Raw genomic sequence first — 19,909 nt, 5'->3', positions numbered from 1 at the left:
TTAGTATACTTTCTCTATGAGGCAAAAAAAGAGAGGGTGGTTAGATGAAGGCATTCGAAAATATAAGACAGACTGGAATCGACATTTCAGATGATCTAAAGGCTTATCTAGAAAAAGATCCGACAGTTTCCAGAAAGTGGCATGTCTTTCTCTTTTCTGCCGGGTTCCATGGTTTACTGCTGTACAGGATCTCCAACCTTCTATGGAATGGAGGCCTCGGTCTTTTCGCGAGAATTCTACATTATTTCTCAAGAGTTGCTTATTCTATGGACATTCACCCCGCCGCAAGAATTGAAGGAGGAGTCGTCATTGACCACGGCTCAGGAGTAGTAATTGGTTCCACAGCATCGGTAGGCAAAGGAACACTGATTTATCACGGCGTAACCCTTGGTTCAAAAAACGTCATGACGGGAAAGCGTCATCCGGACGTTGGACGAAACGTAGTGCTAGGTGCGGGAGCCAAGATTCTTGGTCCTATATATGTATGCGATAATGCAAGAGTGGGGGCAAATAGCGTCGTGCTCGAACACGTGCCTCACGGCTCTCTTGCAGCGGGTATCCCCGCAAGAATTCATGTACCAACCGTAGAAAGGAGGAGAAATCAGGATGAACCTGTTTGATGCGATAGGCAATACACCGCTTCTGGAACTAAGTTCTTTTGGCCATTCTGCAAAGATCTTCCTGAAGATTGAAAAGAATAACCCCGGCGGCAGCATCAAGGACAGGACCGTTCTTGGAATGATTCTTGATGCTGAAAGAAAAGGAATCCTGAAAAAGGGAATGACCATTGTGGAGCCGACAAGTGGAAATACCGGCATCGCAATTGCAATGCTTGCGGCCCCAAGAGGCTACGGAGCGGTCCTCTTCATGCCGGAATCTGCAAGTATCGAACGTGTAAAGATAATGGAAGCGCTTGGTGCTGAAGTAGTGAAAACTCCCTCCGAAAAGGGGATATCGGGTTCCTATGACGGGGCAAAGACCTATCTGAAAAACAACACGGACTCCTTCATGCTCGATCAGTTCAACAACCAGTCGAATCCAGGATACCATTACGCTTCGACAGGTCCTGAGATATACTCTCAAGTTGGGGAAGATACCGACGCTTTCATATGTGGAATGGGTACCGGGGGAACCGTTTCCGGTGTCGGAAGGTTCCTCAAAGAGAAGAAGCCGGACGTGTACATCGCGGGAATAGAACCCGAAGGATCTCCCTTCATTTCAAAGGGAAGAAGCGGAAGTCATAAGATACAGGGAATCGGTCCCGGTTTCAAACCGCAAACGCTTGATCTTTCATTGCTGGACGAAGTGATGACGATTGAAGACGAAGAGGCGCTTTCAGTTATGAAATGGCTGCACAAAAAAGAAGGACTGCTCGTAGGGATTTCGTCCGGAGCCAACGTCGCCGGAGCTTTACAGCTATCAAAAAAAGGATTCAAGCGAATTGCAACAATCGCCCCGGACACCTACGAAAGATATTTAAGCGTAGATCTCAACTAGATTTAAGTAACAGCAATGCTCCCGTGTTCTTTCCGGTTTGCCAGTCTTCTTGAAGCAGCACAGCAATTTCTGTACCGTTGAAAACGAGATCGACCGGATAGCCATCTAACTCTACGTATTCTATCGTATTCCCTCGACTATCAAGAACCTCGAGTGTTCCAGTAACGGTCTCCAGAACGTAAATTTTATCTTCACTGTGAACGACTTTTATCGGACCGCGACCCATTAAATCATATTTCTTGGTACTGTAGGTGGACAGGTCTACCGTCATTATCTGGTCTTCGCCGGTCAATGCGATCCAGATCTTCCCGTCGTGAATCACAGGAAAATTTGGATATCTACCCAGCTGAACCGTGGTGATCTCTGCTAGATCTCTCTTAGAAAGAACCTTGAGATTCTCATCCACATATGAAACCAGGAAGATTCTTTCTCCCTCTAAAAGAATATAAGATGGCCGTTTACCGACATTTGCTTCGTTTACCAGATTACCCCATTCATCAAATACGAGAAGCCCTTTTTCGGTCTCGTGGGAATGTGTAAGAAGATTATAGTTATGGAAAAGCGATACGAAAAAGAAATTAGAATCTTCCGCTATAGATAGAGCTATGACCGGGAGCTTCTGCCTCTTTATTATCTCCCTCTTGGATATGTCCAGCAGCAGGAACTCGAACTCATTAGTCAATATTCCAACCTTTCCATCTATGAACGACCCGGTGATTAGCCTGCTGGATGTTGGAATCTCGTCGATTTTTTTCCATTTACTGGGATGAACGGAAGCGTCCACAACAATCAACCTGCCACTGTAGAATCCGAAGCAGTAGAGTTTCCCGTCCCTGTAGATGATATCGTTGATTCCATCATTGCGCATCGAGTCGAAGATCGTCACAGGTCTGAAATTTGCATCGAAGACTATTAACTCGGAGTCACCCTTAACGAGAGTTATGTAATAAGTACCACTGCTGTTCTTAATTTTCAGCAGTCCGGATGGCATTATGCCCAAGGGATACCTCTGGCCGAGCGTAATCGCTCCCATTCCCGAAACAGCTATAATACAGGCAAATAAGAGAATAACAGTTACTATTCTACTCAAGGCTTCTTCACCACGTACACAAGAAGATCCTCTTTGAAATTCGATGCCGTATCGAAGTCATGGGTATATACATCGATCTTATTTCCTTTGATCGAGCTCCCGGTATCCTCCACAACAAAGAAACCCTTGTTTGGAGAAGATGAGAAGAACGGAATATAGACAATTGAACCAAGAGGAATTACAACTGGATCTGCTGCTACCGTTCTATATCCCTTAACGAAATCGCCGCTCGCAGTCATCTTGAATGATGGCGACGTAGGATTCTTTGCATCATCCCATTCGGTGTACATAGTCACTTCGAAAGTCCCGACATTCTCGAATATTATATCGGCTGGATTGACAGGCACATCGGCTTTCCAGAACTCGAAATGAAGATTTCCTTTGGCGTCCGAGGCCGATCCGATAGTATCCCCAACCCTGACAAAATCACCCTTCATAACCATGCGGCTGCCCAGACGCGCGTATACGGTCTTCATGTTGTTTCCGTGGTCCACCACAACCATCTCGCCATACAAATCATTTACTCTTTCCGAAAGTATGACCTTTCCCGGAAGAAAAGCCGTGATTCTTGAGCCTGGAGGCACGGTAAGGTCCATACCGGGATTTGCATAACCATAGTCATAGCTTCCGAAATTAGATTCTATCGAATCCACAAGAAAATCCACGCCAAGATTCAGTCCAAAATGAGTGGCAATGGAAGCCTTGGCCATGAGATTGTCCAGAGAAAGCGGGATCTTTATCTCATCGCCACGATAGATCAGATCCCAGTTCTTGATTTCAGGATTCATCGCCTTAAGCTGTTCCACCGTTACCCCATACGCTTGAGCAATGCTCCACAGGTTATCGCCCGATTTAACAATGTAAGATACATGGGAAGTCGGTTCAATTGTCTCGTATGCGGCTGCACCGAGCCTGCTTCTTATATCGGAAATCTCTCCCAGGAAAGTGGCCATCGTCACAAAGTTCTTCTCTTCAGGCTCCTCCTGCCGCTCAATGCTCTGGAGATTATCGGCGAGTTCGCGCGTTCTGGAATCCATTTCGTCAATTCTAGAAACGAGTTCGTTGAAGACCTCAGAATCTATCACAGATGAACCTACGGTCTGCTCCAGCTCGGCAAGTCTTTTTGCCAAGGAATCATACTTAGCGCTGTCAAGAACGGAGATATCGGTTCTGGCGGCGAGCTCCTCAACCTTGTTAACGAGTTCTTCGTACCTGCGATCATCTTCATCGGATTCCTGCTGTACAACGACAACTTCTGCGCTCTTTATCTCCTCGATCCTCTGGAGCAGCTCTTCATACTTCGCCTCGTCAATGGAACTATCGTAAGTGCCAATCTCGGAGATTCTCTGAACCAACTCCGAGTACCTCGAAGAGTTTAGTGATTCAAGCGCCTGTACCTTTCTGTTCAGGTCATCGATTTCCCGAGTAATTATGTTGTTTTCCACAGTACTGGTTAGAACTCCGTCGATCTTGTCGTAGAGTGTCTTAACGATCGCTGCGGAAGATGCGGAATCTATAACCGACTCGGCAAGCATGTTCTTGATTATCTGAAGCTCCGCCCTAACAGCCTCAAGTTCTTCATAACCGGCATATGTAGGTTCAATTGCCTGAACGAAATTTATCCTGAAAGCAAGCTCCTCGACGGCATCCTCTAGCTGGGCAAGCTTCTTCTGGCCAGCTGCCAGAGAATCGATTTTTTGTTCGAGCGCATCCATTCTTTGGGTAAAATCATCCCTCGTAATAAACGGGAAGTCACACCCCGTGAAGAAAACCATGATAAGTACCAGAAGAAATAGAAGGGCACTTTTTCTCAACTGAATCAACCCCCTCCCGCGGGAATAGTGATAAATTCAAGAGGCAGAAAAGTCATGTCAATCTCCCTGCCTGCAAAAAACTCCTTCATGAGACCCAGACCGGAAACAAGATAATCATACTCGCCCAAAACCTCTATCACAATGGGCGAAATTTGAGTCGGTTCATCATTAATTATAACAGTTGCACCTACACAGCGTACATATGTGTATGGCATTATCCTCTTACCGTTGAGCGAGATCTCCGTGGCCCTCAGAGCATATAACTCGTTCAAGATCATCAGGATATCGCTGTCATGAAGAATGCTGCTCCCCTTGAAGCCCGATTCTATTCTTATGCGAACGCCTTTTCCGACTTCCTCTTTATAAGACTGATCAGCCTGACTTGAAAACGCGTTAACATTCATGACCGATTTCTTCAGATCAGCTGTGCTAGATTCGAGCAGCTTCTTCAGCTCTTCAACCTGCCACTCGAGAGATACGATCTTTCCCCGTACCCCTTCAATTTGAGTCGAATAGTCTACGCTTTCTCCACTGTCCAGTGAGTCGATGGATCTCTTTATCAGCTTCAAATCTGAAGAAAGCTGTGCGATGGAATCAAGCACGGGATTACTGCTCAAGGAGTTCGAGACATAGTTAATATCTGCGATTATTCTTTCGAAGTCCGTAATGATTCTCGAAAGATCCTCCCTCACTTCAACAGAGGAAAGAGAATCTAAATTCGTGTTAAGGAGGGAGACTCTTTCAGACATCAGCTGAAGTTTGCTCTCGATCTCTCTCGTGCTTAGGCTAGAAATCATTTCATCGCCGAACTGCTTCAGAAAATAGATATTAAAGAAAGAACCCAAGGCCACAACAATGATCAAGACAATAAGAAAAAACCATAATCCTTTCAAATCCTTCACTCCAAAACAAAAGCGGCGGCAACTCCGGCCGCCGCAGAGTCCACGACACTATTTTACCTTTTCCTTCAGTTCCTTTCCAGGTACAAATTTCGGAACTTTTCCGCCCGGTATAGTGATGGGCTTCTTGGTTCTCGGATTGACACCCTTTCTGGCCTTCCTTGACGCCACCATAAATGTGCCAAAGCCAACAAGTCTTACGACATCACCCTTTGAAAGAGTCTTCTCGATGATGTCGATCACCGTGTCAAGGGTCTTTCCAGCATCCTTCTTAGTAACACCTGTTTTCTCAGCGATTTCAGCGATGAGTTCTTTTTTGTTCATTCTGTTCCCCCCTTCGCATGAGATGTCGCTATTATTCTACCACTCAGAGCTCAAATTACCAAACTCCTCATAGAGGGCGATCTTGGCCTTTGCGGGAGAAAAAAGCACGCTGAGATCGCAAATTCGGCTCCGGGCTCTCAATTTGGCCTTCATAGCTGATAAGCCGTCGTCGGAGACGCTAATTCAGTGTATAATTGGGTATGGAGGTGGTTCTTAATGAGGAAATTCGTTGCAGTGTCAGCTCTGCTTTTCATCACTCTCTTTTCTTTTGGGGTGAATTACATCAATCCAGTGGGCCCAACGTTGATTCCGATAGCCGAGCTGCTCTCCTCTAATTTATCAGAAGAGATTCCCGGTCTCGAGATCAATCTCTGGAGAAGCGTAGATGAGGCTATTTCGATGATGGTTACCGAAAAGGCACAAATTGCCCTTCTTCCCGTCACTGTAGGGGTTAAACTCGCATCGTCCGGTGTAGACATAAAGCTAGCAGCCGTCAGCATGTGGAACGGTTTCTATTTCATATCTACAGAAAAGACGATAGAAGACATTGAGGACCTGGTCGATACAGAAGTATATACTCTTCAGGCACCGGGGCAGACTGCAGATACTATCCTTCGCGGTGCTCTCGAGTCGAAGGGATACGAAGTCGGAAGAGACCTGGATATTGTCTATGTCGGTGGGGCAGAGGCAGTTCAGTTGCTCGCCGGGGGCAAGGCTAAGGTAATTCTCGTGCCCGAGCCCTTCGCATCGCTTGCCGAAACACGTGTGCAAGGTTCGATAAGATCGATGCCAATAGAAGATCTTTGGGAGAGTTTCAACGAACAGAGGATTAACATCCCTACATCGGGAATATTCGTCAGCGGCACTCTCGACAGAGGCGTTGCGGAGTCGTTCCTGCTTCTGTATCAGCAGTCTATGAATCTCTCTCTTACAAACAGGGAAAAAACCGCTGCAACCGTATCGGAAAAGATGGGCGGATTCCCTGCACCGGTACTGCAAAAGGCAATGGATACGGCAGGTTTCCTCTTTTTGACGGCCGAAGATGCGAGAGAGGACATTGCGATCTACCTTAATAGACTCAAGGAACTTGATCCAGAGCTAACGGGTGATTTCGATATCGATGCTCTCTTCTTCTAGAAAGAGGACGTTGGCCCCAATCGTCTCGGTAGGCTTTCTGCTGCTGGGGTGGTTCATCGCATCTGCAATAGTCTCGAGCGACCTGTTGTTGCCCGGCCCGTTAGAGACAATGGAAGAATTTCTAAGAATCATCTCGAGCAGGAAGGGTTGGTCGGACATCGCGGAAACTTGCGCAAAGGCATTCCTCGGATTGTTCATTGCGCTGGGTCTTGGCCTTGCTGTTGGTTTCGTTATGGGACTAATCGATGTATTATATGAGCTGATTAAGCCGATAGTAGTTATCCTGCAATCTATACCAATAGTGTCGTGGCTGGCCCTGGCAATATTCTGGTGGGGAGTTGGCTTCTCCTCCCCTGTATATATAGTATTCCTTACCTTGTTTCCGATCTTCACAATAAACATAGCAGAGGGCGTAAGAAACGTGGATAAGAAGCTTGTCGAAATGGCCAAGATTTACAAGATTCCCAGGAATACAGTCTTCGGAAAGATCTATCTCGCTTCTGCATTTCCTTTTATCGTATCTTCCATGAGAGCGGGAATAGGAATAATGTGGAAATCAGTTGCGGTAGCCGAGTTTATGGTGGGAGCATCAGGGATAGGAAGAGCAATGTCAGACGCAAAATACTCCATAAACATAGAAAGGGTCTTCGCGTATACACTTGTTCTTGTTGTTCTGGGTATTTTAACGGAAAGGCTTCTCGATATGATCATCAAAAGGGGTAGTCGGTATGCACTTAAGAATTAGCAGTCTCAGCAAGGCTTTCGACGGAGAAACAATAGTAGACAAATTCTCCTATTCTGTTGAAGGCGATTTCTTTCTCACAATTCTTGGAAGCTCGGGGTGCGGAAAAACGACTCTTTTGAGAATGATAAGCGGTATACTGAAACCGGATGCAGGTAGGGTCGAGCTCCAAAGCGAGAGGCTGGGATTTGTTTTCCAGGACGACAGATTGATTCCATGGCTGAACGCCTTCCAGAACATCTCGATAGTGTCTCCAAAATCCAGTCCTGTGGAGTACCTCTCGTTTGTGGGCCTAAAAGGTCATGAGAATAAGTTTCCTTCACAACTGAGCGGTGGAATGAGGAGGAGACTGAATATCGCAAGAGCACTCGCATTCAACCCCGATCTGATTCTCATGGACGAGCCTTTCAACTCTCTTGATGTCGTGATAAAGGATCGGCTCATCGAAGATATTCAGAAATTATGGACTGGCAGGAAAATCAGCATCATCATGGTTACTCACGATCCTTCAGAGGCAGCCAGGCTTTCAACGGATATAATACTTGTACAAGATAGGTTCTCTAAGGTGGACGAAATCAAACTGGGAGATCCCCTGGAAAGGAGTCCCGACGATATCGACTTGATCTCTAGAGATCTGCTATCCAGAATGAAGAAATTTTCTTCTTATCTTCATTGAAACGAGAGTGTTTTGCAATACCCTTGCTGTAGTATTTGCTGGCACAGAGGTGATTTGTATGGCTAAGATTCATGAGTTGATTGTTGATCTCAACAGTTTCGAATTCAAGAAGACTATAGATTTAGTTCTGGATCCGGGTTTCACTGATGAGATCAAGCTCTTGAGCAACGTAGATGTGCACATCGAGCTTTACAAAGATAAAGATTCGATTATCGTTACCGGTTCCGTAAAAACCGTCGTAGAAGACAGATGCGCCCGCTGTCTGAAAGTAGTATCCATTCCAGTTGAAGGAACAGTTGAGGCAACATATGTGCAAAGGGATTCTCTTCCACTAGTAAGAGAAGGCGCAGGCGATGATTTGGAGAATCTCTTGCCACTTGAAGGCGATCTCCTGGACTTGTCAGATCGAGTAATTGAGGCTATAATTGTTGAGGTTCCTCAGAAGGTTCTCTGTAAAAAGGATTGTGCAGGTCTTTGTCCGTTTTGCGGAGCGGATCTTAACGAGGAGCCAAATCATTCTTGCCAGAAGAAGGAAGAAATGCCTGATGGCTGGCACAAAGCGATAGCTGAGCTTAAGGGAAAATTGAAGAGTTAGATATTGGAGGGATTAGCGTGGCCGTTCCAAAGCAAAAAAGAAGCAGAAGCAGGACTCACTTGAAGCGAGCAAAAATGTATAGCTCAATAAAGGTCGCTGTTTCTACGTGCCCAAACTGCGGTGAACCAAAACAGCCACACAGGGTTTGTCTACATTGTGGCTACTATGGAGGAAGACAGATTCTTGAGATCGGTGAGTAATAAATGCAAAGCATAAGAATTGCCCTCGATGCCTTTGGTGGAGATAATGCTCCTCAGGTCAACGTAGACGGTGCCTTTCTTGCTTTGAAGGAGTTTCAGGATCTCGAAATATTACTGGTAGGCAGAGAAGAGGATCTCAAACCTCTGATAAAAGAATCTCCTGAGACCTCAAGAATTTCAATAGTAGATGCCAGAGAGGTTTTTCCAATGTCGGAGAAACCTTCTCTTTTGCTCAGAAAAAAAGAGACTTCTCTATACAAGGCAGCTATTCAAGTAAAAGATGCGAATGCCGATGCTCTGGTATCTGCAGGTAACACCGGTGGAGTGCTTGCGGCGGCGCTCTTTGTCGTGGGCAGGATCAAGGGCGTCGATCGTGGAGCAATTGCGGTTCTTGTTCCTTCCAAGAATGGCTTCACCATACTGATCGATGCGGGAGCAAATGCCGAGGCGAGGGCAGAACACTTGAGGGATTTCGGCACTATGGGTTATGAGTACGCGAAACTCCTAGGGAGAGAAAAACCGAAGGTAGGGCTGCTCAATGTCGGAGAAGAGCAGGAGAAGGGAACGGAACTCACGAAACTTGCCTTTGATTATCTCAAGAATGATCTGGGCGACTCCTTTGCGGGAAACGTCGAAGGCCGCGACATAAATTATGGAGACGTTGATGTCGTAGTTTGCAGCGGGTTTGACGGCAATATCGCGATGAAGACTATGGAAGGAACGGGCAAGTTGATTTCCGCCACGCTTAAGAAAGAGATCAAGAAAAGTGGTCTTTTTGGAATTATAGGTGCTCTCTTTCTCAAACGTGCGCTCGGAAGACTGAAAAAAACGATGGATCCCAGCGAATACGGCGGGGCATTCATTCTCGGAGTCAAGGGAGCGGTTGTCAAGGCTCATGGAAATTCAAACGCCCTTGCAATAAAGAATGCAATCAGAGTCGCTTACCAGGGAGTGAAAGGCGACTTGATAAAAAAGCTAGAAGAGAAACTCGGGGGAAAGTGATTTGTGCGGAATAGTCGGGATGGTAGGGAAAGACCTTACTATAAGGAAGCTTGTCGATGCTTTGAAAAAGCTCGAATACAGGGGTTATGATTCTGCCGGCGTCGCAGTTAACAGTCGTGACGGTCTCAGGGTAATGAAGGCCGTTGGGATGATTTCATCCCTCGAGAAGCTTCTTGGGGACGATCTTGACTCGAATGTAATTCAGGGTATTGCCCATACCAGATGGGCTACTCACGGAGGCCCCTCCGATTTCAATGCGCACCCTCATACGGATTGCACCGGAAAGATTGCAGTTGTGCACAACGGGATTATTGAGAACTACGATGTTCTTCGTCTCGATCTCGAGAAAAAGGGGCATATTTTTAAATCTGTTACTGATACAGAGACTATCGCCCATCTCATCGAAGAACACTATTCGGGAGATATAATTTCCGCAGTCAGACATGCTCTGCTGGATCTTGAAGGCGCCTACGCTATCGGCGTAGTTCATCAGGATCATCCCGACGTAATTGTCGCAGCAAGAAAAGGCAGTCCTCTCGTTGTAGGATCTACCGGGGAGAGCGGGTTTCTCGCCTCAGATGTCACACCTTTATTGAAGTATATAAGAGACGTATACTTCGTCGATGATGGAGAGTTCGTGGTTATTCGCCCGGAAGGCATAAGCATATCCAGAATGGACGGAACGAGCGTCAGAAAACCCTCCACCAAGATAACCTGGAGTGAAGACTCTGCGGAAAAGAGCGGTTACGAGCACTTCATGCTCAAGGAGATATTCGAAGAGCCCCAGACTTTGAGGAATGCCCTGATGGGCAGGATACGGGGTGGCGTGCCGAACTTCAATGAGATCGAGCATCTAAGAGAGGAAATAGAGAAGGCCAGATCGCTCACTATTCTTGCATGTGGTACGAGTTTTCACGCCGGGTTGGTCTTTCAAAGATTCCTCCAGGACTATACAGAAATAAGAGCAGAGGTTGAAGTCGCTTCAGAATTTCGATACAGAAGATTGCAGGAAGGGTTTAGCGATCTCGTGGTCGCGATTTCACAATCCGGAGAGACGGCAGACACTCTTGAGGGCATTAGGAAAGCAAAGAAGCTTGGAACAAAGATCATTTCCCTTACAAATGTCGTTGGGTCAACTATCTCAAGAGAAAGCGATGCGGTAATCTACATAAATGCCGGTCCCGAGATAGGTGTTGCTGCGACCAAGACTTATGTTGCCCAGCTGGCGGTCTTGCTTCTCCTGGGAGCGGCCATTGCCGACATTGCCGGTAGAAGCGGGTTCGACATCCCGAAGATCGTAAACGAGCTGGAAGGAATGCCCACCGTATTCGAAAATACTCTCCCAACAGCAGACGAGCAGTGTAAGAGATTGGCGGCCGAACACTCGGATTATAAGCATTTCATGTACATAGGTAGAGGATATAGCTACGCATCCGCTCTTGAAGGAGCTTTGAAGCTCAAAGAGATAAGCTATATTCACGCCAGCGGTTATCAGGCCGGAGAACTGAAACATGGGCCGATTGCGTTGCTTGACAAAGACTTCCCGGTCTTTGCAATTGTCCCCGAAGACGAACTGAAATCGAAGATGATTTCAAATATCATGGAGACACGGGCCAGAGACGCCAAGGTACTGGCTCTGTGCTCCGAGAATGACAAGGAAGTAGCAAAGTCGGTAAACAGCCGAATAGAGGTACCGCGAGTTCTGGATCCAATTTATCCGCTCGTTATGTCACCCTATCTACAGCTCTTTGCATACTATATCGCCGTCAAGAAGGGACTTGATCCCGACAAACCTAGAAATCTAGCAAAGAGCGTCACAGTTGAATAGAGTTAAATCTGACGATTAGTGTAACATGATAGATGAAACAGGGATTGTATGAAACATATGAGTTGAAGCTACTACTCTGGAATGAAAGCGAAAGAAATCTACTGAGTCCTGCTTGAACCGGGGAGTGTGATCTTCAGAGAGTACCTCCTCGATGAGTCCTGTGTCCATCAAAGGGACCTTCAGGAGTAGTAAGAAAGTTCGGCTATTCGTTCGTGGGCAAGTGTCTATTCATGATCAGTGAAATGGGCTTGAGAATTTTGTGAATTAGGCGGACGGTCGACGGAGAACTGAGAACGTGTCTATAATGGGGGAATCAATCTTGGATAAAGTAGTTAAGGAAATTGCTGAGATAATTGACGAAAAACTTGGAGAAGACATAGTAATACTTGATGTCTCGAAGGTGTCAAACCTTGCAGATTATTTCGTGGTGACTACGGCAAATTCCGACCCTCATATGGACTCGCTCCGGGAGGCGATACTGCAATACATTGAAAGGGAAGCCGTAGAGATTATCTACTACGATAAAGGCAAGGGTTACAACTGGATGGTGATTGACGGTGGTTATTTCATCGTCCACATTTTCAGTAAGAAGGGAAGAGAGTTCTATTCTCTCGAGGACCTATGGTTGAACGCAACAAGGTACACATACAGAGATCTCGTCAAAGACGAGGATAACACACGGCAATAATCGCATTCGGTCCCGGTGCCCTCATTGCGGGGGTCGATCGATGGCGAAGCCGGAGGAAAACCAAAACGGAGGTGTATTTGTGTCGGTAGTATCAATGAAGCAGCTTCTCGAGGCCGGAGTTCACTTCGGACATAGGACGAGAAGATGGAACCCCAAGATGAAACCCTACATTTACGGTGAAAGAAAGGGTATCTACATCGTAGACTTACAGAAGACCTTGAAGCTCATCGAAGAGGCCTACGACTTCGTCAGAAACTCCGCTCAGGAAGGGGCTACCTTCTTGTTCGTAGGTACGAAAAGACAGGCTCAGCAGATCGTCGAGGAAGAAGCCAAGAGATGCGACTCTTTCTACGTAAACAACCGCTGGCTCGGTGGTCTTTTAACGAACTTCACCACGATAAAGAAAAGAATCGAAGCTCTGAAGAACTTCGAAGAAATGGAAGAGTCTGGAAAGCTTTCTGCCCTGCCTAAGAAAGAGCAGAGCATGATAAACAAGAGACTCGACAAACTGAGAAAAAACCTCAGCGGTGTCAAGGAAATGCAGAAGCTTCCCGACGTTATCTTCATCGTTGATCCGAAACAGGAAGAGATTGCCGTCGCCGAAGCAAACAAACTGGGAATAAAAGTAATCGGAATCGCTGATACTAATTGCGACCCTGACGTAATCGACTTCATCATCCCGGGAAACGACGATGCCATAAGAGCGATCCAGCTAATAGTACATACGATGGCAGACGCAATCCTCGAGGGTCGCGAGGGCCTCGAAGCGGCTGCAATCGAATCGAAGAAAGTGACTACCGAAGAAGAAGCCGTTAAAGTTTCCAGCGAGGAAGACGATACTTCTTTAGAGGACCTTGAAGATGTCTCTGACGACGAAGAGGACGACGAATAATACAGTCGGTAGGTTTCTGCTGAGAAATCGATCATGATCATTTTGAACAAGGGGCAAAATGCCCCTTGTTTTTTCATAGTTGAATCTTCGCAAGAAGTGTAGACAATCTGTTCTGCTTAGAAAAAGATCTAATGCTCACCAACGTTTGAGATCAGAATCTCTTCAATCTATACGGGATCCGTATGGTTATCTAGATCATATCAGACTAAACGTCTTCAGGGTGATATTTAGCATTATTACGAAGAAAACTGTGAACAGAGCTCCCATTAGCAGTTTTATCTTCGCTGCGGCCTGCGTGGACGTCATGAACTCCTGAATCCTCTTCGTCGACGAGCTGAAGTAAGCTATCAGCGTGATTGCAATTATCGGAACTGTGAAGCCTAGATTGTAAGCAACAAGGAATCCCAGCGCCCTTCCAGTTACGCCGGAGCTGTTTATGATATAGACGATCGTGGGAAGGTAAACCTGACCGGTGCACATGAACTCTACAAAAGAAACGAGAATTCCAGTTACGAGCGATGCGATCCATATGGTCTTCGCCCTCGCGTTCTTTCTAATAATCTCGTGTGTCTTCTTTTTCAAACCAGGAGTAAGCTCAAGGATCGCCTTCTTGTTCCTGTATCTCATCCTGTAGAAATCAACGACCGAAAGTACGGCGAGTAGCCCTGTGAAGATAGCCATAGCGGGATAGAAGATTAGCTGGAACACCTTGGAAATGCTCTCGACGTATCCCACAGCTCCCAGAAGACCGGTTCCCATGGCGAGATAGGCCGCAAAGATCCCCACGGCAAAGAATATTCCCGCAATTAGAATCTCGTTTCTCCCTCTTCCAACGTAATAAAGATACGAGACAAGGAAAATGAGAACAACAAACGCACACGGATTTATTCCGTCAATCAGACCGGCCCCGAGAACGACGAAGAGGCTGAACTGCTCGTATCTATCGTTCAGCCTGTGGGTGACATCATCACCTAGGGCCTCTATCTCCCGAAGTTTTGTTTCTCGCTCTTCCTGAGAGTAGTTGATCATACTTTCCAGCACACTGTCAGGAGTGGTATTTAACGGGGTAAAGGCATCTTTTCCAATGAATATCATTGGGTAAAGATCGAGTTCACTTTCAGATACCCCGTACACCTTCGCGTACTTCAGCTTGAGCTCCTGATTCTCTGCCTCGCTAAGCATGAACTTGTTGAGAACAACCTCATCCTCTACTTCATACTTAAGGCTCTCGATCATCATCTCGGCTTCAAAACATTCCTGACATGTCGCAACCCCGAAAAAGTCTATCTCGATCGCTCCCACACAGTTGGCTGAGAGAAACGTCAAGACTGCAAGGATTGCTAGCCATCTGCCAAACGCGATCTTAGACAATTCAATCCGACCCCTGATTCATCTCTGTTGCAGACCTTCCTAGAAGCTCATCAACCACGTAGAAATTCTCAGGCCACGTATGGCTCTGCGGGCAGATTCCTTCCGTGCTATCAAAAATATTTCCCCCACCAGTTACAGTGCCCTTGAAAACCTTCCCACCACAACCACAGTCCGTGCACATACTCAAATATAGGTCGAGTCCGTGAATAACATTTTTATAGAACATATTGTTACTCACTTCAGTGACTCCAACTGAACTAATAAGCAGACCATTTTCAACATTCCCTGTGAACTTATTATTGGAAATATGCCCGTTAGTATTGCCAGCAACAGAAACAGCTATTCTGTTCTCCCTGAAGACACTTTCGACAATCTCGTATTTGACGTCATTTGTAATATATATACCCGTACCCGATCTGATAAAATCACACCCTTCAATTCTTACGCTCCCGCTGCCGTATGCATAAAGACCAGTCAATCGAGAGTTTATTTCCCCTTCAGCATCAGGCAGAGAGGAGAATGAGCAATTCTTTACTATTAGAGTAGAACTGTCAATACTGCTATATGAAACAGCAAAGCGACCGCCCACAACATGACAGTCAACTATTGTCCCGGTGATTCTTGAAACCTGAATCGTTGTTAAGTTGCTTTCAACAGTCATTCCAGAAATCATGAACCCATTCCCCGTCCTGACCATTATTACAGGAGCATTCTGATTTTGACCTCTCAGTAAGACACTGTCTCGGGATGATCCTCTAAGCTCTATTGCCTTGTCAAGGATCAGGTTTTCACAGTATTCACCGGGCATTACAAGCACGACATCGCCGTCCCTTGACTGATCAATCGCAGCCTGAATCGAAGTGTACAGGGCTTCCTCGCCCCCAACGATGAGCGTCCTCCTCTCAGATGAGTCTGCAGGCATTACATGCACTCTGAATGATCCGCGACCAAGACCTCCCCTGTCATCCTCTACCTCTACTGTTACTGTATGCGTTCCGCTCGATCCGTAAGGGGCGGTCAGTATGTATATACCTTCGTCGCTAACCGTTCCCGGCCCGCCGAGGACCTCATATTTCACGATCTCACCATCGGGATCCCTTGCAAACTGGGAAAGATCAACCCTCACAGAGTCCCCCTCGACAACAGACTGATCACCTATACTGAGAGTTGGGGAAAGATTTCTTCTTCTAACAAAATAGGGTACTTTGAATTCGACTGAATCCTCACCATCAGATGCCCTTATTAGCAAAGCATCCTCACCGACAGCGTCGTCTGACGGCTTAAGAGTAAGTACTCCGTCCTCTACAAACGCATTCAGAGAAGCATTAGCTTCAATAATCTCAAACTCCAGATCATCAGACGCCAATCTAAATCCAGGGAGGCCCAATCTAATAACATCCCCCACTTCAGCATACTGTTGAGGAACAACGAAATCCAGTCTTGCTTTTGAATTGTCAGGAAGCTGCCCTTCAAAAATGTTCACGAAGAAAGCCGAGCTGAAGTCATTACCTTTATTGTCTCTTATCAGAAGTGAAACCCGAGCACGACCAGACAGATCTGATTCGGGCACAAGCTCATAGACTGATCCCACAATTCTTCCCGGACCTTCCTGCAGAGAAAATAGGAGGTCGCTCTCGCTGTCTGAAACAAAGCTTGAAAGATCAACTTGAAGCAATTGATACTGTCTCACGCTCTGATCAGGAATGACAATCTCAGGCGGTTTCGAGCCGCTGCACGAAGAAAACGCTATCAAAATCAGGACAAAGAAGACTAGGCAAACACTTTTAAGGGACTTGCGGTCAAGCATGAGCATCACTCCTTGAGGGACTTTAAAAGATTATATCATGTTTGTGATTATACTCACAATGACCTTCGGATTTGTACGGAATAGGATTTGCGAAGATTGTATCTGTCTGCTAAATGTACTGAATCATTCTTCTAAGCTGTCAGGTTCTGTGTAGAATCACGCTCAAGTAATCGCCCAAAAAACCAGCAATCTTAAAACCCGGAACAAAGCCCTGTGATCTAGACTGATACAACCAGACTATTACCTGGAAAACTTATTTTTTCTCAGGTTCCAAATAATCTCAGCGAGAGGCATCGCTAGTTCCTAAAGTATTCAGGAATGAGCCAAGACACTCAGAAATCTTCAAAGAGAAACTTTTCGAATTTCTACTCGGTGCCGTCAAAAGTGTCGTCATATCCCACGATAGTATTTGCGTGATTTGTGTTTGGGTTCGTATAGTTTTTCGTGTTCCACACATCGTTTGCCGTCAGATAAGCATACTTGCTGGCATCTATTGAAATCGAGATCAAATAGCCCGAGCTAATGTATAACTTGAGGGCATTGATATCCTCATCATCCTCGACAGAAACCACTCCCACAGTCTCATTGCGGCTTCTATACCTTGGTGCCTCCCTCCAAGCATTCTCTAATGGCCATGAGGTGTGATCGCTTACACTGTATGGCATCCTTCTCCAGCTACATATTCCAAGTCTAGCGATGAGATTTATCGCATCAACATATGAACAGCCCGTGTCTCTACCTCCATTTATCTGGTGATAGACAAAATCAGGGCTGAATATTCTGTCTTGATATGAGTCTGAAGGAGCCCCATAGAAGCCCCCCTCCCAGGCAGCCCCAGAGAGATTCCAGTTTCTGTCACGGGCCTCATAGAATGTCGATGTATAGTAACCCAGAGAGAAGGCGACACAAGAACCTTCGCTTCCTTGATTTCCTATAGGTGGAAAGTACACCGAGCTTGAATGGTCAACTAAATAAGGCAGTCCGTCTTGAGGTGAAAAGCCCTCAATTTCATGCCAAGAACTCTCGATCGCTCGCCATTCTTCTTCCGATGGAGGCCTCAAACCTGTTCCATGTCCTTCGATTATCTCGTTGTAGTCGACACCTTCTTCATAGGTCCCAAGCGTCTCCTTCATTTTCAAAAGAAGAGAAGTCGGGAGTCCTGGAGATGCAAAGGAACAGCCAATACTCGTAGATGAGACCGAGACATCGTTTATGCTTACGCTAACATACGAACCGTTCATAGTATCCTTTGGAGTCTCGACAGCAGAGAATACCTGAACAGGAGATCCAGAAGGATAGTTGTCATATACCTCGACGGAGAAATGACCTATAACTCCGGTAGACATTGAACCTCCATCAAAGACTTTGAGAAAAACTATGTTCTCATCGAATGGCAACAACTCGGTGATATCAAGGACCATCTTGTTGGCTGGATACGGCCAACCACCACCACGATAATAGAAATCATCGAAGCTCTTGAGTTTTAACGGATTAGCTGGATCACCTACCCCTACCCAGATCTTGCATTCTTCTCTCAGTGGATGAGAGATTTCGAAGACAGCAATCGCCCTGGGCTCATAGTTGTCTCTGGGATCCAAAACAAAACAAAGAACTTCATTCTGCTTCATAGCTTCATACGTAATGAATATGAACCCATCAGGAATGCTTTCCCACCCGCCAGTTCCCCATGAGTTTGCTACTTTGAATGCCCCTTGTTCAGTATAAGCAGGAACGTAAACGAAACTCCAGCCTACCGTCTCGGAATAAGCGCCTTGATTGTCCCGGGCTCTTACTTCAAAGGTGTGCGGCCCCTCCGAGTACCCGCTCCAGTTGAAATAAGTCTTGGTGCCAATGTCTATCCAGTCTCCTCCATCTTCTCTGTACTCATATCTTTCAATAAACCCATCGGGGTCAGTTCCATTCCACACAAACCCTACCTTGCTTTTCTCAACCTTTCCTTCGGGACCATTGAGCTTTTCGACGACAGGAACGGCATTATCCACCTCAAAATGCGCAGTAAGCTCGAAATTGCGCAATACTATTATATTTATCTTGTTTTCTCTAGAGAACGTTGCACCATTTTCGCTCCACTCCTTGAACCGATATCCGGAATTTGGAACCGCCACAATCTCAACTTCGCTTCCACTAAAATAACAACCACCACCTTCGACTACTCCCCCGGCAGGTGGGTCCGCAGTAACCTCGACCAGATACTCCCTTTTGACGAAAACAGCTGTCACGTGTTTCTCCGAGTCCATGATAATTTTTCCCGGATTATCTAATCCGTCTAGATCTCCTTGCCACATCTCAAATTCCCATCCTGCGGATGGTATAGACATAATCTCTACAAGCGTCTCATACTCATATACACAACCGGAAGAGGCAGGTGAACAGGAGACGCTACCATTTCCACTTATCGAGATGTTTAGAGCAAACTCTTCTCGTTCAAATGATGCACATACTGATTTGTCACCGTCCACTACTACTACGATCGATTCATCGGTAAAGCGATTACCATCAACCACCCATTCCGAAAACTTCCAGCCATAAGAGGGATGGGCTGTCAATACAATCTTCTCTCCAAAAGAGTATGTCTCTTTATCGGGAGATATTTCAATGCTCCCATTTCCATTTACTTCTCTAATGACGTGATATTTCTCCTCAAAGAAGCAAGCCACTAATGTCGCGTCTCTTTCTACAAAGAAGGTGAACGTAGTCGTCGAAGCCAAACAGTCGTTTCCCTCATACCATCCCGTGAAACTATATCCTTGACTTGGAGTTGCTTGAACCGTATCCATGTCTCCGTATTGAAAGATCCCTCCTCCAGATATAACTCCGCCTTCAAGGGGTGAAGCGTTCAAAGTGATATCGCAATAAATGGGGTCAACCATGATCTCGAAAACGCAACTCGATTCTCTATCTTTGCTGTCATTCACGGATATCTGAACCTCGTACAGCCCGCTCTCATCCAAAGCGGGGAGATAACTGTAAACATCTTCGCAGATAATGCCGACTCCAGAGACAATTCGGAAAACAAGATCGTCGCTCTCTTTGCAATCGACAAACTGCTTGAGGTTCAAGTGCAAAGCTTCCCCTGCAAGTATCCTTTGATCAGGAATCTCGAGATTCAGCGGTGCCAAAAAACCCCCAAAGCATCCTGACAACACTACTGAAACAACACACAATACCATTAGACAAAATGATTTTGAATTCAAGTCCGGAATCCCCCTATCTTAAGGATTAGAGACAATCAATTATACAATACTTCTGAATACAGGTAGGCTCTCTTGTCGCCTACGAACTCTTGATTATATTCAAGCGAAAACTAGAAAAACTTCTTTTTTGAA

General features: G+C 46.0%; 18 protein-coding genes. 11 read left to right on the top strand and 7 right to left on the bottom strand.

The window, feature by feature from the left end:
- Positions 1 to 44 precede the first annotated feature (44 nt).
- Positions 45 to 620, top strand: a complete 576-nt coding sequence (gene epsC, locus THEBA_RS01375; RefSeq protein ID WP_014730142.1) for a serine O-acetyltransferase EpsC — start codon at positions 45 to 47, stop codon at positions 618 to 620.
- On the top strand, positions 607 to 1,497 hold the full coding sequence (gene cysK / locus THEBA_RS01370; protein WP_014730141.1) for a cysteine synthase A: 891 nt from the start codon (positions 607 to 609) through the stop codon (positions 1,495 to 1,497). Before epsC ends, cysK begins: the two co-directional genes overlap by 14 nt.
- On the opposite strand, the gene THEBA_RS01365 is transcribed toward cysK, so the two are convergent.
- Genes THEBA_RS01365 through THEBA_RS01350 form a run of 4 tightly spaced genes read right to left on the bottom strand, consistent with a single transcriptional unit; the run spans position 1,490 to position 5,624 of the window.
- Positions 1,490 to 2,587 (bottom strand): YncE family protein, encoded by a 1,098-nt coding sequence (locus tag THEBA_RS01365; RefSeq protein ID WP_014730140.1) that lies wholly within the window; start codon positions 2,585 to 2,587, stop codon positions 1,490 to 1,492. The two genes, cysK and THEBA_RS01365, sit on opposite strands and share 8 nt — an antisense overlap.
- Positions 2,584 to 4,401: a peptidoglycan DD-metalloendopeptidase family protein gene (locus THEBA_RS01360; RefSeq protein ID WP_014730139.1), complete on the bottom strand. Its 1,818-nt coding sequence runs from the start codon at positions 4,399 to 4,401 to the stop codon at positions 2,584 to 2,586. Before THEBA_RS01360 ends, THEBA_RS01365 begins: the two co-directional genes overlap by 4 nt.
- A gap of 5 nt (positions 4,402 to 4,406) precedes the next feature.
- Positions 4,407 to 5,303: a DUF881 domain-containing protein gene (locus THEBA_RS01355; RefSeq protein ID WP_041928058.1), complete on the bottom strand. Its 897-nt coding sequence runs from the start codon at positions 5,301 to 5,303 to the stop codon at positions 4,407 to 4,409.
- A gap of 48 nt (positions 5,304 to 5,351) precedes the next feature.
- Positions 5,352 to 5,624: an HU family DNA-binding protein gene (locus THEBA_RS01350; RefSeq protein ID WP_006491697.1), complete on the bottom strand. Its 273-nt coding sequence runs from the start codon at positions 5,622 to 5,624 to the stop codon at positions 5,352 to 5,354.
- A gap of 216 nt (positions 5,625 to 5,840) precedes the next feature.
- Here THEBA_RS01350 and THEBA_RS01345 point away from each other — a divergent pair, with 216 nt between their 5' ends.
- The 9 genes from THEBA_RS01345 to rpsB all read left to right on the top strand — a co-directional run bounded on the left by THEBA_RS01345 (position 5,841) and on the right by rpsB (position 13,384).
- Positions 5,841 to 6,761 carry an ABC transporter substrate-binding protein gene (locus tag THEBA_RS01345; protein WP_014730137.1) on the top strand — a complete coding sequence of 307 codons (921 nt, stop codon included), beginning with the start codon at positions 5,841 to 5,843 and terminating at the stop codon, positions 6,759 to 6,761.
- On the top strand, positions 6,730 to 7,506 hold the full coding sequence (locus THEBA_RS01340; protein WP_014730136.1) for an ABC transporter permease: 777 nt from the start codon (positions 6,730 to 6,732) through the stop codon (positions 7,504 to 7,506). The genes THEBA_RS01345 and THEBA_RS01340 overlap by 32 nt, the downstream gene beginning before the upstream one ends.
- The gene (locus tag THEBA_RS01335) at positions 7,490 to 8,179 is read left to right on the top strand and encodes an ABC transporter ATP-binding protein (RefSeq protein ID WP_006491693.1); all 690 of its coding nucleotides are present in this window, start codon (positions 7,490 to 7,492) and stop codon (positions 8,177 to 8,179) included. Before THEBA_RS01340 ends, THEBA_RS01335 begins: the two co-directional genes overlap by 17 nt.
- Positions 8,180 to 8,237: 58 nt before the next feature.
- Positions 8,238 to 8,774 (top strand): YceD family protein, encoded by a 537-nt coding sequence (locus THEBA_RS01330; RefSeq protein WP_014730135.1) that lies wholly within the window; start codon positions 8,238 to 8,240, stop codon positions 8,772 to 8,774.
- Between the two features lie 17 nt (positions 8,775 to 8,791).
- Entirely contained in the window at positions 8,792 to 8,974 is a 183-nt protein-coding gene (gene rpmF / locus THEBA_RS01325) for a 50S ribosomal protein L32 (protein WP_014730134.1), read from the top strand.
- 12 nt (positions 8,975 to 8,986) lie between these two features.
- Positions 8,987 to 9,976 (top strand): phosphate acyltransferase PlsX, encoded by a 990-nt coding sequence (gene plsX, locus THEBA_RS01320; protein ID WP_173362779.1) that lies wholly within the window; start codon positions 8,987 to 8,989, stop codon positions 9,974 to 9,976.
- A gap of 1 nt (position 9,977) precedes the next feature.
- Positions 9,978 to 11,804, top strand: coding sequence for a glutamine--fructose-6-phosphate transaminase (isomerizing) (glmS, locus tag THEBA_RS01315; protein ID WP_014730132.1), 1,827 nt, complete (start codon positions 9,978 to 9,980; stop codon positions 11,802 to 11,804).
- Between the two features lie 319 nt (positions 11,805 to 12,123).
- On the top strand, positions 12,124 to 12,492 hold the full coding sequence (gene rsfS / locus THEBA_RS01310) for a ribosome silencing factor (RefSeq protein ID WP_236609184.1): 369 nt from the start codon (positions 12,124 to 12,126) through the stop codon (positions 12,490 to 12,492).
- Between the two features lie 79 nt (positions 12,493 to 12,571).
- Positions 12,572 to 13,384, top strand: coding sequence for a 30S ribosomal protein S2 (rpsB, locus tag THEBA_RS01305; RefSeq protein ID WP_041928385.1), 813 nt, complete (start codon positions 12,572 to 12,574; stop codon positions 13,382 to 13,384).
- Between the two features lie 195 nt (positions 13,385 to 13,579).
- Here the strand turns inward: rpsB and THEBA_RS01300 are convergent, their stop codons facing one another.
- The 3 genes from THEBA_RS01300 to THEBA_RS13710 form a co-directional block, all read right to left on the bottom strand.
- Complete coding sequence (locus THEBA_RS01300; protein WP_014730129.1) at positions 13,580 to 14,755, bottom strand: cytochrome c biogenesis CcdA family protein; 1,176 nt, start codon at positions 14,753 to 14,755, stop codon at positions 13,580 to 13,582.
- A 1-nt stretch (position 14,756) separates the two neighbouring features.
- The gene (locus THEBA_RS13715; RefSeq protein WP_014730128.1) at positions 14,757 to 16,562 is read right to left on the bottom strand and encodes a right-handed parallel beta-helix repeat-containing protein; all 1,806 of its coding nucleotides are present in this window, start codon (positions 16,560 to 16,562) and stop codon (positions 14,757 to 14,759) included.
- Positions 16,563 to 16,927: 365 nt separating this feature from the next.
- On the bottom strand, positions 16,928 to 19,702 hold the full coding sequence (locus tag THEBA_RS13710) for an InlB B-repeat-containing protein (RefSeq protein WP_049794029.1): 2,775 nt from the start codon (positions 19,700 to 19,702) through the stop codon (positions 16,928 to 16,930).
- Between the last annotated feature and the right edge of the window lie 207 nt (positions 19,703 to 19,909).

Origin of the sequence: Mesotoga prima MesG1.Ag.4.2 (assembly GCF_000147715.2) — a bacterium.
In the GTDB taxonomy this organism is placed as follows: domain Bacteria; phylum Thermotogota; class Thermotogae; order Petrotogales; family Kosmotogaceae; genus Mesotoga; species Mesotoga prima.
This window is presented reverse-complemented; position numbering and strand designations above follow the sequence as displayed.

Coding starts and splice junctions, on each gene's coding strand:
- cysK (WP_014730141.1), top strand. CDS start 607: ATGAACCTGTTTGATGCGATAGGCAATACACCGCTTCTGGAACTAAGT.
- THEBA_RS01335 (WP_006491693.1), top strand. CDS start 7,490: ATGCACTTAAGAATTAGCAGTCTCAGCAAGGCTTTCGACGGAGAAACA.
- THEBA_RS01330 (WP_014730135.1), top strand. CDS start 8,238: ATGGCTAAGATTCATGAGTTGATTGTTGATCTCAACAGTTTCGAATTC.
- THEBA_RS13715 (WP_014730128.1), bottom strand. CDS start 16,562: ATGCTTGACCGCAAGTCCCTTAAAAGTGTTTGCCTAGTCTTCTTTGTC.
- epsC (WP_014730142.1), top strand. CDS start 45: ATGAAGGCATTCGAAAATATAAGACAGACTGGAATCGACATTTCAGAT.
- THEBA_RS01350 (WP_006491697.1), bottom strand. CDS start 5,624: ATGAACAAAAAAGAACTCATCGCTGAAATCGCTGAGAAAACAGGTGTT.
- THEBA_RS01345 (WP_014730137.1), top strand. CDS start 5,841: ATGAGGAAATTCGTTGCAGTGTCAGCTCTGCTTTTCATCACTCTCTTT.